This window comes from [Clostridium] innocuum, assembly GCA_012317185.1.
Lineage (GTDB): Bacteria > Bacillota_I > Bacilli_A > Erysipelotrichales > Erysipelotrichaceae > Clostridium_AQ > Clostridium_AQ innocuum.
Genome location: CP048838.1, coordinates 618,798 through 636,083 on the forward strand (window position 1 = coordinate 618,798; position 17,286 = coordinate 636,083).

The 17,286-nt window shown below is 45.3% G+C and carries 18 protein-coding genes and 1 pseudogene; 17 read left to right on the plus strand and 2 right to left on the minus strand.

Annotated features, from left to right (window positions below; genetic code table 11):
* Window positions 1-388: 388 nt before the first annotated feature.
* The 17 genes and pseudogenes from G4D54_03100 (at window position 389) to G4D54_03180 (ending at window position 14,817) form a co-directional block, all read left to right on the plus strand.
* Window positions 389-621 (plus strand): annotated as a pseudogene (locus tag G4D54_03100) (hypothetical protein).
* A gap of 492 nt (window positions 622-1,113) precedes the next feature.
* Window positions 1,114-2,172 (plus strand): 3-phosphoglycerate dehydrogenase, encoded by a 1,059-nt coding sequence (locus G4D54_03105; GenBank protein ID QJA01478.1) that lies wholly within the window; start codon window positions 1,114-1,116, stop codon window positions 2,170-2,172.
* Window positions 2,162-2,842: a bifunctional 4-hydroxy-2-oxoglutarate aldolase/2-dehydro-3-deoxy-phosphogluconate aldolase gene (locus tag G4D54_03110; protein ID QJA01479.1), complete on the plus strand. Its 681-nt coding sequence runs from the start codon at window positions 2,162-2,164 to the stop codon at window positions 2,840-2,842. The genes G4D54_03105 and G4D54_03110 overlap by 11 nt, the downstream gene beginning before the upstream one ends.
* 27 nt (window positions 2,843-2,869) lie before the next feature.
* Window positions 2,870-3,358: a PTS sugar transporter subunit IIB gene (locus tag G4D54_03115; protein QJA01480.1), complete on the plus strand. Its 489-nt coding sequence runs from the start codon at window positions 2,870-2,872 to the stop codon at window positions 3,356-3,358.
* A gap of 110 nt (window positions 3,359-3,468) precedes the next feature.
* Window positions 3,469-4,221, plus strand: a complete 753-nt coding sequence (locus tag G4D54_03120) for a PTS sugar transporter subunit IIC (protein ID QJA01481.1) — start codon at window positions 3,469-3,471, stop codon at window positions 4,219-4,221.
* Between the two features lie 2 nt (window positions 4,222-4,223).
* Window positions 4,224-5,048 (plus strand): PTS system mannose/fructose/sorbose family transporter subunit IID, encoded by an 825-nt coding sequence (locus tag G4D54_03125; protein QJA01482.1) that lies wholly within the window; start codon window positions 4,224-4,226, stop codon window positions 5,046-5,048.
* Window positions 5,049-5,209: 161 nt separating this feature from the next.
* Window positions 5,210-5,623: a PTS sugar transporter subunit IIA gene (locus G4D54_03130; GenBank protein QJA01483.1), complete on the plus strand. Its 414-nt coding sequence runs from the start codon at window positions 5,210-5,212 to the stop codon at window positions 5,621-5,623.
* An 18-nt stretch (window positions 5,624-5,641) separates the two neighbouring features.
* The gene (locus G4D54_03135; GenBank protein QJA01484.1) at window positions 5,642-6,139 is read left to right on the plus strand and encodes a hypothetical protein; all 498 of its coding nucleotides are present in this window, start codon (window positions 5,642-5,644) and stop codon (window positions 6,137-6,139) included.
* Between the two features lie 10 nt (window positions 6,140-6,149).
* A complete protein-coding gene (locus tag G4D54_03140) occupies window positions 6,150-6,782 on the plus strand; it encodes a ketohydroxyglutarate aldolase (GenBank protein QJA01485.1) in 633 nt (210 codons plus the stop codon).
* 1 nt (window position 6,783) lies between these two features.
* Complete coding sequence (locus G4D54_03145) at window positions 6,784-7,734, plus strand: phosphoglycerate dehydrogenase (protein ID QJA01486.1); 951 nt, start codon at window positions 6,784-6,786, stop codon at window positions 7,732-7,734.
* Between the two features lie 69 nt (window positions 7,735-7,803).
* Window positions 7,804-8,994, plus strand: coding sequence for a mannitol dehydrogenase (locus tag G4D54_03150; protein QJA01487.1), 1,191 nt, complete (start codon window positions 7,804-7,806; stop codon window positions 8,992-8,994).
* Complete coding sequence (locus G4D54_03155) at window positions 8,991-10,121, plus strand: mannitol dehydrogenase (GenBank protein ID QJA01488.1); 1,131 nt, start codon at window positions 8,991-8,993, stop codon at window positions 10,119-10,121. Before G4D54_03150 ends, G4D54_03155 begins: the two co-directional genes overlap by 4 nt.
* Before the next feature lies 1 nt (window position 10,122).
* Window positions 10,123-10,809 carry a ribulose-phosphate 3-epimerase gene (locus G4D54_03160; GenBank protein ID QJA05143.1) on the plus strand — a complete coding sequence of 229 codons (687 nt, stop codon included), beginning with the start codon at window positions 10,123-10,125 and terminating at the stop codon, window positions 10,807-10,809.
* Window positions 10,806-11,450, plus strand: coding sequence for a ribulose-phosphate 3-epimerase (locus tag G4D54_03165; protein QJA01489.1), 645 nt, complete (start codon window positions 10,806-10,808; stop codon window positions 11,448-11,450). The genes G4D54_03160 and G4D54_03165 overlap by 4 nt, the downstream gene beginning before the upstream one ends.
* 135 nt (window positions 11,451-11,585) lie before the next feature.
* On the plus strand, window positions 11,586-11,861 hold the full coding sequence (locus G4D54_03170; GenBank protein ID QJA01490.1) for a UxaA family hydrolase: 276 nt from the start codon (window positions 11,586-11,588) through the stop codon (window positions 11,859-11,861).
* Window positions 11,862-11,909: 48 nt separating this feature from the next.
* Window positions 11,910-13,115 carry a UxaA family hydrolase gene (locus G4D54_03175; GenBank protein ID QJA01491.1) on the plus strand — a complete coding sequence of 402 codons (1,206 nt, stop codon included), beginning with the start codon at window positions 11,910-11,912 and terminating at the stop codon, window positions 13,113-13,115.
* Between the two features lie 187 nt (window positions 13,116-13,302).
* Complete coding sequence (locus G4D54_03180; protein QJA01492.1) at window positions 13,303-14,817, plus strand: IMP dehydrogenase; 1,515 nt, start codon at window positions 13,303-13,305, stop codon at window positions 14,815-14,817.
* 381 nt (window positions 14,818-15,198) lie between these two features.
* Here G4D54_03180 and G4D54_03185 read toward each other — a convergent pair whose 3' ends face one another.
* Both G4D54_03185 and G4D54_03190 read right to left on the minus strand, forming a co-directional pair.
* On the minus strand, window positions 15,199-15,837 hold the full coding sequence (locus G4D54_03185) for an acetyltransferase (GenBank protein QJA01493.1): 639 nt from the start codon (window positions 15,835-15,837) through the stop codon (window positions 15,199-15,201).
* 4 nt (window positions 15,838-15,841) lie between these two features.
* Entirely contained in the window at window positions 15,842-16,642 is an 801-nt protein-coding gene (locus tag G4D54_03190) for a PHP domain-containing protein (GenBank protein ID QJA01494.1), read from the minus strand.
* Window positions 16,643-17,286: the final 644 nt, after the last annotated feature.

Here is a 17,286-nt window from a genome sequence, read left to right on the forward strand (position 1 = left end):
AAATCATATAGCACTTTATCTTTTTCGTAAAGCAATTCAGGATTGGTAATACAGTATTCATATGATACACTTACATATTCTTTTAGATCACTTTTACTGATAACGCCAGTTTTCTTAAACTCTTCAAGAGTGACGTATCTTATCACTTATAATTTTGACATGCGATAAAGTGTTCTGCTATCCACAGCAAACGTGTTCTTTACAAAATAAAAATACGCTGGAATAAATAAAAGCTATCCTGCAGTTGTAAAGCGATGGCTTATTTTCTATTCCGTTATTTTTATCGGTGAATAGGAATGAAATTTAATGCGTGTGTCCTCCATTTAAGGAACATAAAGGATCTTTTATAGCAATCAAAGATGAAGCGATCAAAGATGAATTGGAAAAAATGAAAAATATTCCTATCGGCTCATGGAAAAAAACAATATGATTATGCCTGGTTTACAGGTCATGGTAATTCTTTTCATACTCCCACAGTAGATGAAATAGAATTACACAAGATAGCTGTTTTGATAGAAAAAAAGACCGTTTTATCTTACATAAAGTATTGTATATCGTAAAGAGGACTTTGTTGAATTTAATTATATAGTAAGAGGAGATGATGAAGAAAACCGTATATGATTTATTGTTCTGATAAAAAGACTGTAGAAGAGTATTATTATTGTTCACCTTTTATACCAGATACAACTACGCAGCCATATGTGATAAAAGAAATAGTTAAGGATCGGTACTTTATAAGATTTGGAATTTCATTATGATGATATATGAAAAAAATATTTTTTAAAATTAACTGTTTGCCAGTGGCTCAAAAGGATTTATTTCTTTTTGGGCTTTTTTATATGTAGGACGTAGCAAATATAAGAACTTACAAATTTGTGCGTTTTTTCGTGTCAAATTATTGCTTTGATATACACACTATGTTTCATATACTGTGCTATTTACAACATAATTTAACACAGTAGTGTTATTTGGCTGCTTTTGTGTTGTCATTTCCATAGATTACCAGTTGATTCATAGTAAAAAGGTCCGATAAAATAGAAAAATCAGGAATTTAAACGTGTGACACACTAGGCTTAAAATGAGCAGTTTGACATCGTAAGCGTTTTCAATATCATGGATAGTGTAAGGCAGCTGATCTCAGTTTGCCGCAGAATGCAGGAGAAAGGAGACGAAAGTCAGGTGATAAATTTGAGAAAAACAGCAGTTATCAATATTACCAGCTTTGGCAGAGAATTTCCACAGCATCTGCAGGAATTGGAAGAGAAGGTCGGGCCGGTTGATAAAATGCTGTTGCCGGCAGATATGGATGGCAGGACACTCGCTCAGAAGCTGAAGGGATATACCTATATAGTATTAGGCAATTATCCAAGCTTTGATGAAACATTCTTTTCCAACAATTGTGATGTGAAGCTGATTGCCCGTCATGGCATCGGCTTTAACAATGTCGATCTGGAAAGCTCGAAAAAGCATGGTGTGTATGTAACCCATATCCAGAATTATGTGGAACTGGATGCTGTCGCAGAACAGGCAGCTGCACTGCTTATGGCAGTATCGAAAAACGTGGTCATAGCCAATCGCAAGGTGCATCAGGGCGACTGGAACAGAGATCGTCAGGAAATCATGGGATTTCAGCTGCGTGGAAAGACATGCGGGGTCATCGGCTGCGGTCATATCGGCACACGCTTTGCACAGATTATGAAATATGGCTTCCAAAACCGCATACTAGCATATGACCCGTATGCAGACAAAGAAAAGGTTATGGCCGAGGGGATTCAGCTCTGTGATCTGGATACCTTGCTGAAGGAATCGGACTTCATCAGTCTGCATGCCAATCTGGATGAGGAAAGTAAGCATCTTATCAATGCACAGACACTGGCAAAGATGAAGCACAACGCCATACTGATCAACACAGGGCGGGGTGGACTCGTTGATGAAACAGCTTTGCTGGAAGCACTCAGGAACGGACATCTGTTTGGCTATGGTGCGGATGTTGCTGCGCATGAGCCGATGCAGGCCGATGATCCTCTGCTGACGTGTGAACGTGTAACCATCACGCCGCACTCTGCTATTTATAACTATACATGCATGAAGAACATGAACCGCAAGGTTATGGAAGATATCTACTGCATGGAACGGGGGGAACGGCCGGTGGAGATTATCAATGGATTATAGAAAGGAAATATGTATGAGCAGACAGGAAACGATTCAAAAAATTGAAAAAGAGAAAATTGTAGTTATCACAAGAGGGATTTACGGGGATGACTTGATGAAGCTGGCAGATGCACTGTTTCAGGGAGGCATCCGCTGTTTTGAAATCACATACGACCCATCCGATCTTGATACGTGTACAAAGGTGAAAGAGAACATACAGGCACTGCATGCACAGTTTGGGGATGAATTGTATCTGGGCATTGGAACCGTACTGACAAAGGAACAGGTTCACAATGCCAAAGAAGCCGGAGCCAGATTTATCGTTTCTCCCAACTTTGATGAGGAAATCGTCAAGGAAACGCTGGCTCTGGACATGGTTTCCATGCCGGGCTGCATGTCACCAACAGAAATCGTCGCAGCGGATAAGGCCGGTGCCGATTTCATAAAACTGTTTCCGGCAGGAACACTGGGTATCAAATATTGCAAGGATATCTATGCACCGCTGCATCATGTGAAATACATTGCGACAGTCGGCGTTACGGAAGAAACCTTTGTGCAATACCTGAAGCTTGGATTCACCGGTGCCGGTATCAGCTCCCAGCTGGTAGATAAGAAATGCCGCAAGGAAGGCAATTATGCGGAGCTGACCCGCAGAGCAAAGCGGTTTGTGGAGCTTGCGAAGCAATCGTAAAAAAGACGCAAAAGAAAGAAGGATAACATGATGGAAAACCTAAAACTGACAAGAATTGACTTTCGACTCATCCATGGGCAGGTAATGACCCGCTGGGTGGCAAAATATGAAATTGAAAGCATCGTTGTAATTGACGATCGCTCCGCAAAGAGTCCGATTCTGAAAAAGATTCTGCTCGGTGCTGCCCCAAGCGGCGTTAAAGTTCTGGTATGGAATGTTGCAGAGGCTGCTGAAAAGTGGAAGGCGGAAGAATTTCCAAAGAACAATCTGCTGATTCTGTTTAAAAATACTTCACAGGCGAAAGCGGCCTGGGAAGCAGGTGTGAATTTTCCTTCCTTACAGGTAGGTGGAATTGAAGGCTCCGGTGATAAGAAGAATATTTACAAAAATGTAGTTATGTCGAAAACGGAGGCGGAGGAGTTAAATGTCTTGTATCAGGGAGGCGTGGATATTTTCATGCAGCCGATTCCCGAAGACAATCCGTATCCGTTCAAGGATGCTCTGGCGAAATTTTAGCTGTGTATCCGATAGAATTCGATCACATGGAGGTGATGAACATATCGTATCTGTATGACAAGAGTAAAGAGATGTAGTAGAGGAATTGACAATGAAAAGGAGGAAATTTCATGGTACAAGCATTGTTAATGGGGCTGCTTGCACTGCTCAACGGTATTCAGGGACCATATCACTGGTACTTCTTCCGTGAGCCGGTAATGGCAGGATTTTGGGTAGGTCTGATTTACGGTGACCCCGTACAGGGAACCATCATCGGTGCAACAATCAACGTTTCTTACATGGGCTGGATTTCTGCAGGAGGAGCAAATGCTTCTGACTTATACTGGGCAGGTCTGCTTGGTACATTTGTAGCGATTCAGGGCGGTATGTCCATCGACACGTCTGTAGCGTTTGCGGTTCCTATTGGTTTATTAGGCAACTATGTGCATGTCGCATATATGACGATTGCATCCCTGTGGCCCGTTAAAATGGATGCGCTCGCTGCCAAGGGAAACTGGCGCGGCATCCGCAGAATTCAGTTCCTGGGTGGACCGGCTATCGTTCTGGTATTGCGTGCGCTTCCGGTATTCCTGATTGCATTATATGGAAGTGAATATATTCAGACACTGATCAACAGTATTCCGACATGGGCAATGAACGGTCTGGCTGCAGTCGGCAAGATGCTTCCGGCATTAGGTATGTCCATGCTGATGAAGTTCATGTACAAAAAAGCGCTGCTGCCTTTCTTCGTGCTGGGCTTCGGTATCGCGGCTTACTCCGGTATGACCGATCTGCTGCTGTATGCACTGGTTGGTGTATGTCTGGCAGTTATCCTGATTAAGATTGGATTCAACAACGATACAGAACAGGAAGGGGCTGAATAATCATGGCAGAAAAACATTCACTAACAAAACGCGATGTCCAGAAAACAGCCTTCTTCTGGCACATGACAAGTCATATGACCTATAACTATCAGCGATTACAGGCAGGCTGTCTGGCATGGATCATGGGTCCTATTTTTGAAAAGCTGTATCCGAATGATCATGACAAGATGGTGGAGGGTCTGGAACGCCACATGCTGTATTTCAACACAGAGCCACGTTGGGGAGCTGTATTGCCCGGTATGGTAGTCGCTCTAGAAGAAGGTCTTGCGAATGATGATTCCGGAGAAATGGACGCAAGCATCATCGCGGAAATCAAAACCGCTTTAATGGGACCTTTGGCAGGTATCGGTGATACGGTATGGGCAGGTCTGATCAAACCGATTATTCTGAGTGTAACCCTGGGATGGGCGATGCAGGGATATGTATGGGGTGCCTGGGCCTATGGTATCGGTGTTACCCTGCTGGACTTTGCCATTACCTACTTCATGTTCATGCGCGGCTATCAGCTGGGTATGGATTCCATTGACCGTTTCCTGGAAAGCGGCTTCGTTAAGAAAATCACCACCTTCCTTGGTATCGTCGGGCTCTTCTGTCTGGGTGCCATGATTGTAAAATATGTCAGCATCGGTGCTGTTTTGGAAATCGAAATGAAAACCGGTGTCCTGAATCTTGGTGAAATTATGAATAAGATCTTCCCTTGCTTCCTGCCGCTTGTGACAACCCTGTTTGCATACTGGCTGCAGGTAAAGGGAAAGAAAATTACAACAGTTCTGATCGTGCTGTTTATCATCGGCTTCATCGGTGGTGCTGTCGGACTGCTTGGATAAAAATTCTATGAAAGGAATTTAACACTTTCATATATAGCAATCATCGGCAGGAAACTTGCCATATGCTCTTCGTGTTTTCCTGCACGGGAAGAAAAAGCTTCCTGCCGGTCTGTTTTATTATGCGTCAGTAAAGCGCAAACGACGAGAAAGGGTAATACAGTATGATCAAGATTTTAATTGTGACACATGGTCCTCTGGCACAGGCACTGAAGGAAAGCTCTGCCATGTTCTTTGGAAGTATGTCAAATGATGTGGAAACCATTGGTCTGTATCCGACGGATAATCCGGAGGATTTGAAGGAAGCCATTTGTGAAAAGGTGGAAGCGATTGATACAGGCGACGGTGTACTTGTACTGGTGGATATTTTCGCAGGTTCCCCGTTTAATATGACGGCACTTGCAATCGACGAGCTGAAGGAAGCACACAAGCTGCAGTGCTATACCGGTGTTAATATGCCGTTTTTAATGGAGGCACTGTCCAGCTGTAATTCCATGGAGCTGGATCAGTTAACGACGCATCTGGCGGATATCGGCAGGGATACGATTGTAAATCTGCGCAAAGCGCTGGAAATTTAAAACTATTGAGGTGATAGAATGGTAACAGGATGGATGCTGTTTACAGGAACAGATACAAAAGGAAGAAGACTGCTGTATATTAAAAAGAAGAATGCATATTATCTTCTCCCGCAACATAGGGAGTTTGCGATTACTCTGTGGAAACACGCTGAAATCAACGCCATTTCCATCAGTATTATTTTAGGGTATTTTCTGTTTCATAAGATCGCGGGCACCATTGCACTGGCCCTTGTGCTGTATGCAGTGGAGCTGCTCATAATGAATAAAAAATTACTTCCGTCACTGCATCGTGCAGGAGGAAAGCATATCACATGGCGTAAAGAACACCGGGATAAGGAAAGCGGCGGCATACTCCCTGCACTGCTGTTTCTATTCATCGGTATCGGATTATTTCTCTGTCTTGTTTTTCAACAGACAGCGAATACGATAGAAACGATAACAGCCGCTGCCGGAGGCTGCGTTGCTTTACTTATGGGTGTACGAGCGCTGTATCAGGCAAAGACGACAGGAAAGTGAGGTCAAAAAAATGTTGGCAGAAACAATATGCAGAATTAAAAATACAGGCTTAATGGGAATTGTGCGGGTGGAAACCATTGCACGCGGAATTGAAATCGCACAGGGATGCATCGATGGCGGTGTGGATGTCCTGGAAATCAGCTATACGAATAACAATGCAGGAGAAGTCATTCGCGCTTTAAAAGAAAAATTTGGTGATCAGCTGCTGGTAGGAGCCGGCACGGTGCTGGATCCGACGACTGCCCGTCTGGCTATTATGGATGGTGCGGAATTCATCATCGCTCCGACCTTCAACAAAGAGGTACAGGAGATGGCGAATCTGTACCAGATTCCCTATGCACCGGGCTGTACAAGCTATACGGAAATGATCGAGGCATTGAAAGCGGGAGCATCCTTTATCAAGGCATTCCCGATATCCAATTACTATGGACCGGATCTTGCCAAGGTGTTCAAGGTGCCATGTCCGCAGATTCCGATTCTTGCGAGCGGCGGAGCAAACTTCGACAATCTGCATACGTGGTTTGAAAACGGTGTGGACAGTGTTGGTCTGGGCGGACTTCTGACAAAGGGAAGCAGTGCCGATATCGCAGAGAATGCAAGAAAACTGCGTGCTATTGTGGAAGAAAGCAGAAAGGCTGCCTGATATGAGCAAGGGAGTAATTCTGGTTACACCACGGGGCTATGCAGCCTATGGTGCGCAGGCCGCAAAGCGTCTGGAGGCACTGGGCTATGAAATGAATATCAATACAACAGGAAAACCGCTGTCCAGAGAAGCCTTTGTGGAATATGCGAAAAAAAGCACCGGTATCATCGTCGGTGTGGATGAGCTGGATGGCGAACTGTTAAAGGAATGCAAGAGCTTAAAGGCAGTTGTGAAATTCGGCGTCGGTACGGATAATATTGATGTAAAAACAGCGGAAGCTTGTGGAATCAAGGTAGGCCGCTGTGTCGGTTCCAATTCCAATGCGGTGGCAGAGCTGACCATCGGCATGATGTTTGCCGCTGCCAAATATCTGGTATCCAGCAATGTGCAGGTACGCGGGGGAGCATGGAACAAACCGACCGGTCGTGAGCTTACGAAAAAGACCATCGGCATTATCGGCTTTGGAAATATCGGGCGTCATGTCGCACGCATGGCACATGGAATCGGCATGGAAGTGCTTGCCTATGATGTATTCGATATTCCTAAGGAGATACTGGACACCTATCAGGCTAAGCAGTGCAGTATTGAGGAAATTTTAAAGGCTGCTGATTTTATATCCATTCATACTCCGCTTACAGACGAAACAAGGAATATGATATCCGATGAACAGTTTGATATGATGAAGGAAACGGCTGTCATCGTCAATGCGGCACGCGGCGGTATTATCAATGAAAAAGCGCTGTATACTGCATTAAAGAAGAAGAAAATCTATGCGGCCGCCAGTGATGTATTCACAAGCGAGCCACCGGTTCAGGATGACTGGGTTCAGGAGCTGATTCATATGGATAACTTTATACTGACACCGCATATCGGTTCACGTACGGTGGAGGCAGAGTCCAATACGGTGGAAATGGCAACGGATAATCTGATCAGACTGCTGGAGGAAGCGTGAGGTTGATCAAGCAACCTTAGCAGGGATGTTAATATAACGTGTAGATCACACAGTGAAGGAGGAATGTATTTGAAAGCAATGATTCTGGGAGCCGGGCGTATTGGAAGAGGCTTTGTCAGCGAGCTGCTGCATGCCAATCAGGTTGAAATCACCTATTTTGACGCAAGCCCGGTCATGGTAGATAAATTAAATGAAAAAAAAGAATATACCATTCATGTTCTGGGGGCGGAAGAGCTCAATACACATATGGAAGGTGTCCGGGCACATCTCTTTTATGATATTGACGCCTTATGCAGCTGCTGGAAGGAAGCGGATTTTCTGTTTACAGCATGCGGTGGAAAAAATATGGGAAATGTCGGAGAAACGCTTGCCAAAGCGTTCAAAAGGCTGGTGGAGGAAAATGCGGTGCATGTTTCCAATATTGTAACCTGTGAAAACTGGATTGATCCGGCAAAGGATGTAAAGGAAGCGATTGTTTCTAATCTGAACGAAGAGGAACGCAAGCTGTTTGAAGAGAATGTCGGTGTCAGCGAATCTGTCATCATGTGTACCGGAACCGGGGCACCGGATCCGGATAAGGTCACGAATGAAATGGATACCTGGGTACAGAATATGCGGTATCTGCCGATAGACAGGGATCGTATCAAAGGGGAAATTCCCCAATGGGAGTATGTGGAGTTTGTAACTGACTTCGGTGATCTGCTAAAACAGAAAATCTATACGAACAATACGAGTGTTGCGACGGTTTCCTATCTTGGGAAGCTGAAGGGGCTGACCTATGTGGCAGATTCCGCCAATGATCCGGAAATCGAACCTATTCTGGATCAGGTTTATGAAGAAATCAATTATGCGCTGATTCATGGAATGGGAATCAATGAGGAAAGTCAGCTCAAATTCTCAAAAACAGCAAAAGCGAAATATACAGACCGCGCTATTGTCGATCTGGTTACACGCATTGCCAGAGATCCCATCCGTAAGCTGGGACCGCAGGATCGCTTCATCGGGCCGATGCGTATCGCACTGTCTGCCGGTATCAAGCCAAAGGCGATTGCACTCGGTGCTGCCGCTGCCTTGTATTTTGACAATCCTGAGGACCGCGATGCACTGCGTCTGAAAGAAATACGTGAAGCAAAGGGAATTGACTACATTCTGGAAACGATTTCTGAAATTGATCCGCAGGGAGAAATCGCAGTGCTGATCAAAGAGGCAATTGTTGAGCTGAAGGCAAAGGGCTGGATCAAAGAGGGAGCATCCGCATGAAAAAGGCAGTTGTTATCGGAGCCGGACAAACCGGCCGCGGCTATGTAACCCGCTTTCTGTTTCAAAGAGATTATGCAATCACCTTTATTGATAAAAATGAAGAGCTGGTTCGTATGCTGGATGCGGATCGTGCATTCTGTATCCATTTTTATAAAAAGGACCGTACACCGATTTATGTGAACGGATTTCAGGCATTTCACACCGATTCCAAAGAAGCGGACCAGGCAATACGGGAAGCCGATTTCATTGTGACCTCCACCGGGGAACAAAATCTGGGGGATGTTGCTCAGCAGGTCAAGGCAGGTATGCGCAATAAGCAGAAAAAGACCGTCTTCCTAACAGCGGAAAACGGTATCAATCCGGCTAAGGTGCTTCGAACACATTTACAGGAAGCCGGTGTGGAAGGGGACTACACGGTGACCCAGACTGCTGTCTTCTGTTCCACAGTCAGTGTTCATGACACACGGCTGGACATTCTGTCTATGAATGAAGCGTACTTCCCGTTTGATGCGGATGAGCTGGAAGAACTGGACTTTGAAGGAGCTGTGCCAATTCACAACTTTGAAAAATTCTTCAAACGCAAAATCTATACCTATAACTGTCTGGCAGGACTGATTTCCTATTGCGGTTATATCAAAGGATATGAGGTTTACGGAGATGCAGCCTGTGACCCGGATATCGATGCTGTGATGATGCGTCTGATGGAAGAGCTGAATCCGGCATTACAGGATTATTTCCAGATTACAAAAGAGGATCAGGAGGCATTCACCAACCGTGCGCTTGCGAAGTTCCGGGATAAGAGCATTCTGGATTACAATATCAAAAACGGACGTGCACCTGCAAGAAAGCTGGGACCTACCGAACGTATTATGTCACCGATGCAGATTTTACTGGATCATCATAAGGATCCGCGTATTATGGAATTCGTTGCGGCAGCGGCACTTGTTTACTGGGATGAGCTGCAGGGAAAGACAGAGCCGAAAATGGATAAGGATCTGATTACAACCTTCTGTGAAATCAATTCTCTGGAAGGAAATGAACCGGTTGTTGAACATGTAAAGCAGTATTTATATGAAATCAAAAAGAACCGGGACAATATCTGCATCATGCAGATTCTGTTTGGATAATATGCGCACGGTTTCAAAGGATAAAAAAATTCTGGTAAGTGCATCACTGTCCTGTGCAGACCTGTTGCATGTATCAGACGCCATTGCACAGATCAATGCTTCCGATATTGATTTTGTGCATTATGATGTTGTAGACGGTATGTTCAATAACTGCTTTGTTTTCGGTGATTTGGTACTGGAAAAGATACGTCCCATCTGTGATAAGCCGGTAGAGGTGCATCTTGCGGTACAGAACGTGCGTCCCTATATTGAACCGTTTGCCAGGGCGGGGGCAGATTACATTGCTGTGCATTATGAAATTGACGATGATCTGGAGGATATCTTTGCACATATTCGCTCTGCCGGCTGCCGTCCGGTATTGGCAATGCGGTGTGATACAGAGATGCCTTCTGATTTTGTGAAGCTGGCATCACAGGTTGACTGGATTTTAAAGCTGATGGTACAGCCCGGATATGCCGGACAGCATATGCGAAGGGAAGCCGTTGAACATATCCGTAGTATGAAGGAACAGATTACCGCAAACTGCTTATCCTGTCGTATTCAGGCAGACGGCAATATCCACACGGGGACCATACCGCAGGTATGTGCAGCCGGGGCCAGCATACTGACGGGAGGAACCAGCGGATTATTCAGGCAGGATGCAGATCTGCAGGAGAACCTGCGGAGAATGAAGGAGGCGGCATCATGATATTATGTCCCAGTATGATGTGTGCGAGCTATGCGAATCTGGAAGAGGAAGTCCGTGCCTTAGAGGAAGCGGGGACAGATATTTTCCATTGTGATATCATGGACGGAAGCTTTGTGCCGAATATCTCCATGGGACTGACGGATGTAAAAGCAGTCCGTGCTCTGACGAAAAAAATGGTGGATGTCCACCTGATGATCGATCATCCTGCCGATAAAATTGACTGGTTTTTAGATGCCGGTGCAGATTTGATCTATATTCATCCGGAATCTGAGCCACAGGCGATGAAGACACTGATGTATATTCGTTCCAGAGGAAAGCTTTCCGGTCTTGCCGTCAATCCGGACACCAGTCTGAGTGCAGTGAAAGAATTGCTTCCGCATTGTGATTATCTGTTAATTATGAGCGTGTTTCCAGGCTTTGCCGGACAGACATTTATCGACAGTGTGGATACGAAAATCCGTGAGCTGATCGCATGTAAGAAGACGTATGGGTATCGTATCATTCTGGATGGAGCATGTTCTCCCGCCGTAATTCAGGAATATCATGCACTGGGTGTTGACGGCTTTGTCCTCGGGACAAGTGCATTGTTTCACGGAGAAGGCAGCTATGTGGAAAACATGAATCTGCTGCGTTCTCTATAATATAAGGAATACCATAACGGGATGTATGCAAATGATATGTGATTTCATGAGGAAACTGTACACTTATTTGTATGGCTACGAAAAAGAAGCAGATCAATGTGTGCATCCTTTTGTTGTGAAAATGTTGGAGGTAATATGAAAAATGCTGTTCGTATACATGAACGGGACAATGTTGCTGTCGTAATCGAACCGATCAGTAAAGGTGAGCTGTGTATCTATACCGATATGCAGGGGAAGGAACAGGAATTTGCTGTAAGAGAATGTATTCCTGTTTATCATAAGCTTGCACTTTGCAGAATACAGAAGGGAGAACCGGTTGTAAAGTACGGGGAATGGATCGGGATAGCGGCGTGTGATATTGAACAGGGAATGCATGTTCATGTACATAATGTATGGAATACCAAAAGATAAAAGGGAGTCAGCTATGATGATATATAAAACAAAGAAGGAGGTGCTGATATGAGGTTTCGGGGATATCGCAGAAATGACGGTCGGATCGGTATTCGGAATCATGTGCTTATTCTTCCTGCCAGTATATGTGCAAGTGACGTGGCACATCAGGTCATGATGCAGGTACAGGGAACCGTGAGCTTTCACAATCAGTTGGGCTGTTCACAAACACCGATCGATCAGGAATGTACGCTGCGGACAATGGCAGGGATGGCTGCCAATCCCAACGTATATGGAACCATCATCATATCGCTTGGCTGTGAAAACTGTCAGATGAAGCTTGTCACAAAGGAAATACAGAGCCGCTGCGATAAGCCGTTAAAAGCCTTCATCATTCAGGAATGCGGCGGTACTCTGCACACCGTGGAACAGGCGGTTCGCTGTGCAAGAGAAATGGTTGCGCAGGCAAGCTGTATGCAGCGCGAGGAGGCAGACGTTTCAGAGCTTATGGTTGCGATGGAATGCGGCGGCTCGGATCCTACAAGCGGGCTGGCCGCAAATCCGCTGGTGGGAGAAGTGGCGGACAGCATCATCGCATCAGGAGGAACGGCGGTTTTGTCGGAAACAACGGAATTTATCGGTGCGGAAAAGCTGTTGGCAAAGCGCGCTGTCAATGCACAGGTATCTGCACAAATACTGGAGATTGTACGTCATTATGAGGATGCTATGAAATGTGTTAACGATGATGTGCGAAAGCGAAATCCATCACCCGGCAATAAGGCGGGAGGAATCACGACACTGGAGGAAAAATCACTGGGCTGCATATACAAGTCAGGACATGCACCGATTCAGGCAGTCTACGATTATGCACAGGACATTCATCATAAGGGGCTGGTCATTATGGATACACCGGGTAATGATCCCATCAGTATGAGCGGTATGGCTGCGGGAGGGTGTCAGCTCGTTTTGTTTACCACAGGCAGGGGTACGCCTACCGGAAATCCCATTGTGCCGGTAATCAAGCTGTCCGCAAACCGGGATACTGCAGTCGTGATGAGGGACAATCTTGACTTTGATGCAAGCGGATACCTGTATGGCAGTACAACCATGCGGCAGCTGCGCGATGCATTGCTGGAGGAAATATGTGCAGTCGCAGGCGGTAAGCTGACACGCAGTGAAATACTGGGCTACTGTGAAACCGCGATTGCCCGCGTCGGCAGATATGTAAAAAACGAGGGGGAAATGAAGGGCTGTGTGGAGTCGTACTATTACTGATGCAGCTGTTCACAAAGGGGAGAAACTATATGCTTTCCGTCAGGTTCTGTACCGGTTCTCCGGATTCATGAAAATTTTTTCAAAACCATATTGACTTCAAAAGTGAATGTCTTTATAATGTATTAAAATATCAATTTTTAATCGGGAAAGTTTATAAAAAATTGAATATGGAAAAGGAGATGTGAAAATGGCATATTATTTTAATGAACCTTCACGTACATTCAGTGAGTATCTTATTGTTCCGGGGTATTCCTCAGCAGAATGTACCCCAGCAAACGTTTCTTTAAAAACACCACTGGTAAAATTTCGAAAAGGAAAGGAAGAACCGGAGCTTTCCTTGAATATACCGATGGTTTCCGCAATCATGCAGTCTGTTTCAGGCGAAAAGATGGCATGTGCACTGGCTAGAGAGGGAGGCATTTCCTTCATCTACGGTTCTCAGACAATTGAGAATGAGGCTGCCATGGTTCGCCGTGTAAAGGCGACAAAGGCAGGCTTTGTATACAGTGATTCCAATATTCGTCCGGATGCCACACTGCAGGATGTACTGGATCTGAAGGAAGAAACAGGACATGCAACCATGGCGGTTACAGAAGACGGCACGCCGGAGGGAAAGCTGCTCGGTATTATTACAAGCAGAGATTACCGTACCTCCCGTATGGATCCATCCACCAAAGTAGCGGATTTCATGACGCCGTTTGAAAAGCTGATTTACGGCAACGAGGGATGCACGCTGAGTGAAGCAAACGATATGATCTGGGAGCACAAGCTGAACCAGTTGCCGATCATCGATGAAAACCAGCATTTAAAAGCGTTCGTATTCCGCAAGGATTATGATTCCCACAAGGAGCATCCAAATGAATTGCTGGATGATCAGAAGCGGTATATCGTTGGTGCCGGTATCAATACCCGTGATTATGAAGAACGTATTCCTGCTTTGATCGAAGCCGGTGCGGATGTTTTATGCATTGATTCCAGCGAAGGATTCAGCGAATGGCAGGCACGCACATTGAAATGGGTTCGTGAGAAATACGGTGACAGTGTAAAGGTCGGTGCCGGTAATGTCGTGGATGCGGAGGGCTTCCGTTTCCTGGCCGAGGCAGGCGCAGACTTTGTGAAAATCGGAATCGGTGGCGGTTCTATCTGTATCACCCGTGAACAGAAGGGAATCGGGCGCGGACAGGCAACGGCTACGATTGATGTTGCGAAAGCGCGTGATGAATATTATAAGGAAACGGGAATCTATGTTCCAATCTGCAGTGATGGCGGTATCGTTCATGACTATCACATCACGCTGGCACTTGCCATGGGCGCAGACTTCGTCATGCTGGGAAGATATTTCTCCAGATTTGAAGAATCTCCAACGAAGAAGGTTACAATCAACGGTACCTACATGAAGGAGTACTGGGGAGAAGGAAGCGCGCGTGCCAGAAACTGGCAGCGGTATGACATGGGAGGCAGCAAAAAGCTGTCCTTCGTGGAAGGTGTTGACTCCTATGTTCCATATGCGGGTGCCTTAAAGGACAATGTCGATCTGACACTGAGCAAGGTGAAGCATACCATGTGCAACTGCGGAACGCTGACCATTGAGGAACTGCAGAAAAATGCCAAAATCACACTCGTGTCTTCTACAAGTATCGTAGAAGGCGGGGCACATGATGTTGTTGTGAAGGACAACACACTGGACGCCAAAGTAAAATAAATTTTCCAATACATATAAGGAAGCGGAATGGATAGACTCTGTTCCGCTTTTCCTGTTCATCAGTAGCTGTATTATCGAAAACGGGTTAATTTGTGAATAAGACAGATAATAGAAATTAACGTAGCAGCTTTGCAAAACCAAGTTAAATAGCGCCTTGTAGAGAGTGCAGGGCATATGATGGAGCTATTCTTATGCTGTACCATATGTGACGTAACAAATGGATAAACGCAATATAAACGTGTTGTGATTGAATAACGCAATAACATGAATTTACCTTTTATATAATAAATAACAGGCAGAGGTCTTCCATCTCTGCGATGATAGTAAGAAAACCGTAATTCCCGGATATATCAGAATAACGGTTTTCTTGTTCATGACTGTTTAGCAGACATCCTGTTTTATGATTTTCGCCGGAACACCGACAGCCGTCGCATGCACTGGGATATCCGTGATGACAACAGCACCTGCACCAATGACTGCATCCTCGCCAATAGTGATACAGGGAGCTAGTGTGCTTCCGATACCAAGGAACGCTCTACTTTCCACTCTGCAGTGGCCTGCCATGGCGCAATTTGGTGATATATTGACAAAATCCTTTATGACACAGTCATGCTCGACGATAGCTCCTGTATTGATAATGCATCCTGTCGAGATGCATGCAAAGGTATGAATGACTGCATTTGCCAATATGGTACTGCCGTGCTTCACTTGAGCAGTCGGACTGATGATTGCCGAGGGATGAATGATGGTTGCCAGGGGAATACCATATTCCTTTAATATCTGCAAACGGATCTGACGAAGTCGATTGTCCCCTGTAGCCACAATCACCTCATCATAGGCATGGAACATCTCCGCGTGTATGACGTTTTCTTCCATCAGTACACGATGCTGAGCAAACCGACGTATGGGCTGCGTGGCGATGCCCATTACATCAATTTGTCCATACATCTGCATTGCCTGTGCACAATCCAGTGTGACCACCGCCTGATCACTCGCTCCCCAGATTAGTAATCGTTTCATAGCATTACCGCAAGCAGATGGCATCTGTAAAATTCAGTGGAATGCCTTCCAGAATCTCTTCAGCCATATGAATGCGGTGCGCTTCCAGCAGCGTAATCGGAGAGTGTGCATCAAAGCCATACACCACCCTGCAGCCGTAAGAGGAAACAATGTCCCAGAATTCACGGAACGGATACGGATAGCGTTCCGCCTGCAGTCCCGGCTTGCTGGAAAACCGATAGGTTTTTTTTCCATAGTGAAATCCGTTCAGATTGATTTCCAGCGGAATGTCATGCAGGATGCTTGCTCTGGCAATGCGATGTGCTGCTTCCACGCATACCTCGGAAAACAGTCTTCTTCCCAGCATGAAATAATCCGGATGTGCCACATAGGTGATTATATCAAGCTCCAGTGCGTCCTCAATCTGTTTTACATAAGTCAATACATCCTCATTGCTGCAATAGCAGTCATACTCATAGCCGATTTCCCGGCAATGCTGTCCCAGAATCATGTAATCACATTCCTGCTTCATCTGCATCAGGAAATCCACATGATCATTCATATACTCCACCTCATAGCCGACCTTAATATTGATTTTATCCTGAAATCCCCTCTGCAGATTACGTAGTGTATCCAGATATTCGTTTTTCTGTTCATAGAGCATACGGCAAGCGGGCAGGTGCATTTCCGGGTAAGGGATATGTTCACTAAAGCCCAGTGTGGTAAGCCCTGCATTGATTGCACTGTGGATATACTGGATATCCAATCCTTCCGCATGTCCGCAGCGTGCAGTGTGTGTATGAAGATTAAATTTCTGTTTGTTCATAAGAGAACCTCCTTTTCTATTATGTATCGTAAAAGCATGCGCTTACCGATTACATAGGCACCACTTCCTTTCGCGGAATACAAAAAAGCACATTCCAACAGGAACGTGCTTACACGCGGTGCCATCCTGATTCGCACGACAAAAAAAGGTGCGCATCTTGATTGGGAGATAACGTCTCCAAACGAAATCATCTACTAAAGCTTCAATGATCCTACTCAACAAGCGTAATCCATGACTTCCAATGCCCTCATCTTTCACCATCATGAGTTCGCTAACCATCTTTCATCACTTAATCTTGTATCGCTGTAGTTACCTTCATTATAAAAACGGAATTGGAAAATGTCAATATGCTTTAAAGAGTTTCAGCAGGAAATATGATTCAAAGAGTTTCAGCAGGAACAAGCTGAAGCCGGTTACTTTTTCAGCGCTATGGCAAGGGGATACTGGCATAAAGGAAAATCAGGTGAAGATGTAGGGCAGCTACGCTATCTTCTATATCGGGAAGACACTCCCGGAATTTGGCCGCTGAAGAATTATGATAACTGCTCGTAAGGGCAGGCACGGCATTTGGGTACACAGCGCACTGGTATGCTATGCACTGTATGTATGTTCGACAAGGGCATAAAGAAAATGAAAAGCAGCTG

Coding starts and splice junctions, on each gene's coding strand:
- G4D54_03105 (QJA01478.1), top strand. CDS start 1,114: ATGGATAGTGTAAGGCAGCTGATCTCAGTTTGCCGCAGAATGCAGGAG.
- G4D54_03110 (QJA01479.1), top strand. CDS start 2,162: ATGGATTATAGAAAGGAAATATGTATGAGCAGACAGGAAACGATTCAA.
- G4D54_03175 (QJA01491.1), top strand. CDS start 11,910: ATGAGGTTTCGGGGATATCGCAGAAATGACGGTCGGATCGGTATTCGG.
- G4D54_03180 (QJA01492.1), top strand. CDS start 13,303: ATGGCATATTATTTTAATGAACCTTCACGTACATTCAGTGAGTATCTT.
- G4D54_03165 (QJA01489.1), top strand. CDS start 10,806: ATGATATTATGTCCCAGTATGATGTGTGCGAGCTATGCGAATCTGGAA.
- G4D54_03130 (QJA01483.1), top strand. CDS start 5,210: ATGATCAAGATTTTAATTGTGACACATGGTCCTCTGGCACAGGCACTG.
- G4D54_03170 (QJA01490.1), top strand. CDS start 11,586: ATGAAAAATGCTGTTCGTATACATGAACGGGACAATGTTGCTGTCGTA.
- G4D54_03125 (QJA01482.1), top strand. CDS start 4,224: ATGGCAGAAAAACATTCACTAACAAAACGCGATGTCCAGAAAACAGCC.
- G4D54_03140 (QJA01485.1), top strand. CDS start 6,150: ATGTTGGCAGAAACAATATGCAGAATTAAAAATACAGGCTTAATGGGA.
- G4D54_03145 (QJA01486.1), top strand. CDS start 6,784: ATGAGCAAGGGAGTAATTCTGGTTACACCACGGGGCTATGCAGCCTAT.
- G4D54_03135 (QJA01484.1), top strand. CDS start 5,642: ATGGTAACAGGATGGATGCTGTTTACAGGAACAGATACAAAAGGAAGA.
- G4D54_03160 (QJA05143.1), top strand. CDS start 10,123: ATGCGCACGGTTTCAAAGGATAAAAAAATTCTGGTAAGTGCATCACTG.
- G4D54_03155 (QJA01488.1), top strand. CDS start 8,991: ATGAAAAAGGCAGTTGTTATCGGAGCCGGACAAACCGGCCGCGGCTAT.
- G4D54_03190 (QJA01494.1), bottom strand. CDS start 16,642: ATGAACAAACAGAAATTTAATCTTCATACACACACTGCACGCTGCGGA.
- G4D54_03185 (QJA01493.1), bottom strand. CDS start 15,837: ATGAAACGATTACTAATCTGGGGAGCGAGTGATCAGGCGGTGGTCACA.
- G4D54_03120 (QJA01481.1), top strand. CDS start 3,469: ATGGTACAAGCATTGTTAATGGGGCTGCTTGCACTGCTCAACGGTATT.
- G4D54_03115 (QJA01480.1), top strand. CDS start 2,870: ATGATGGAAAACCTAAAACTGACAAGAATTGACTTTCGACTCATCCAT.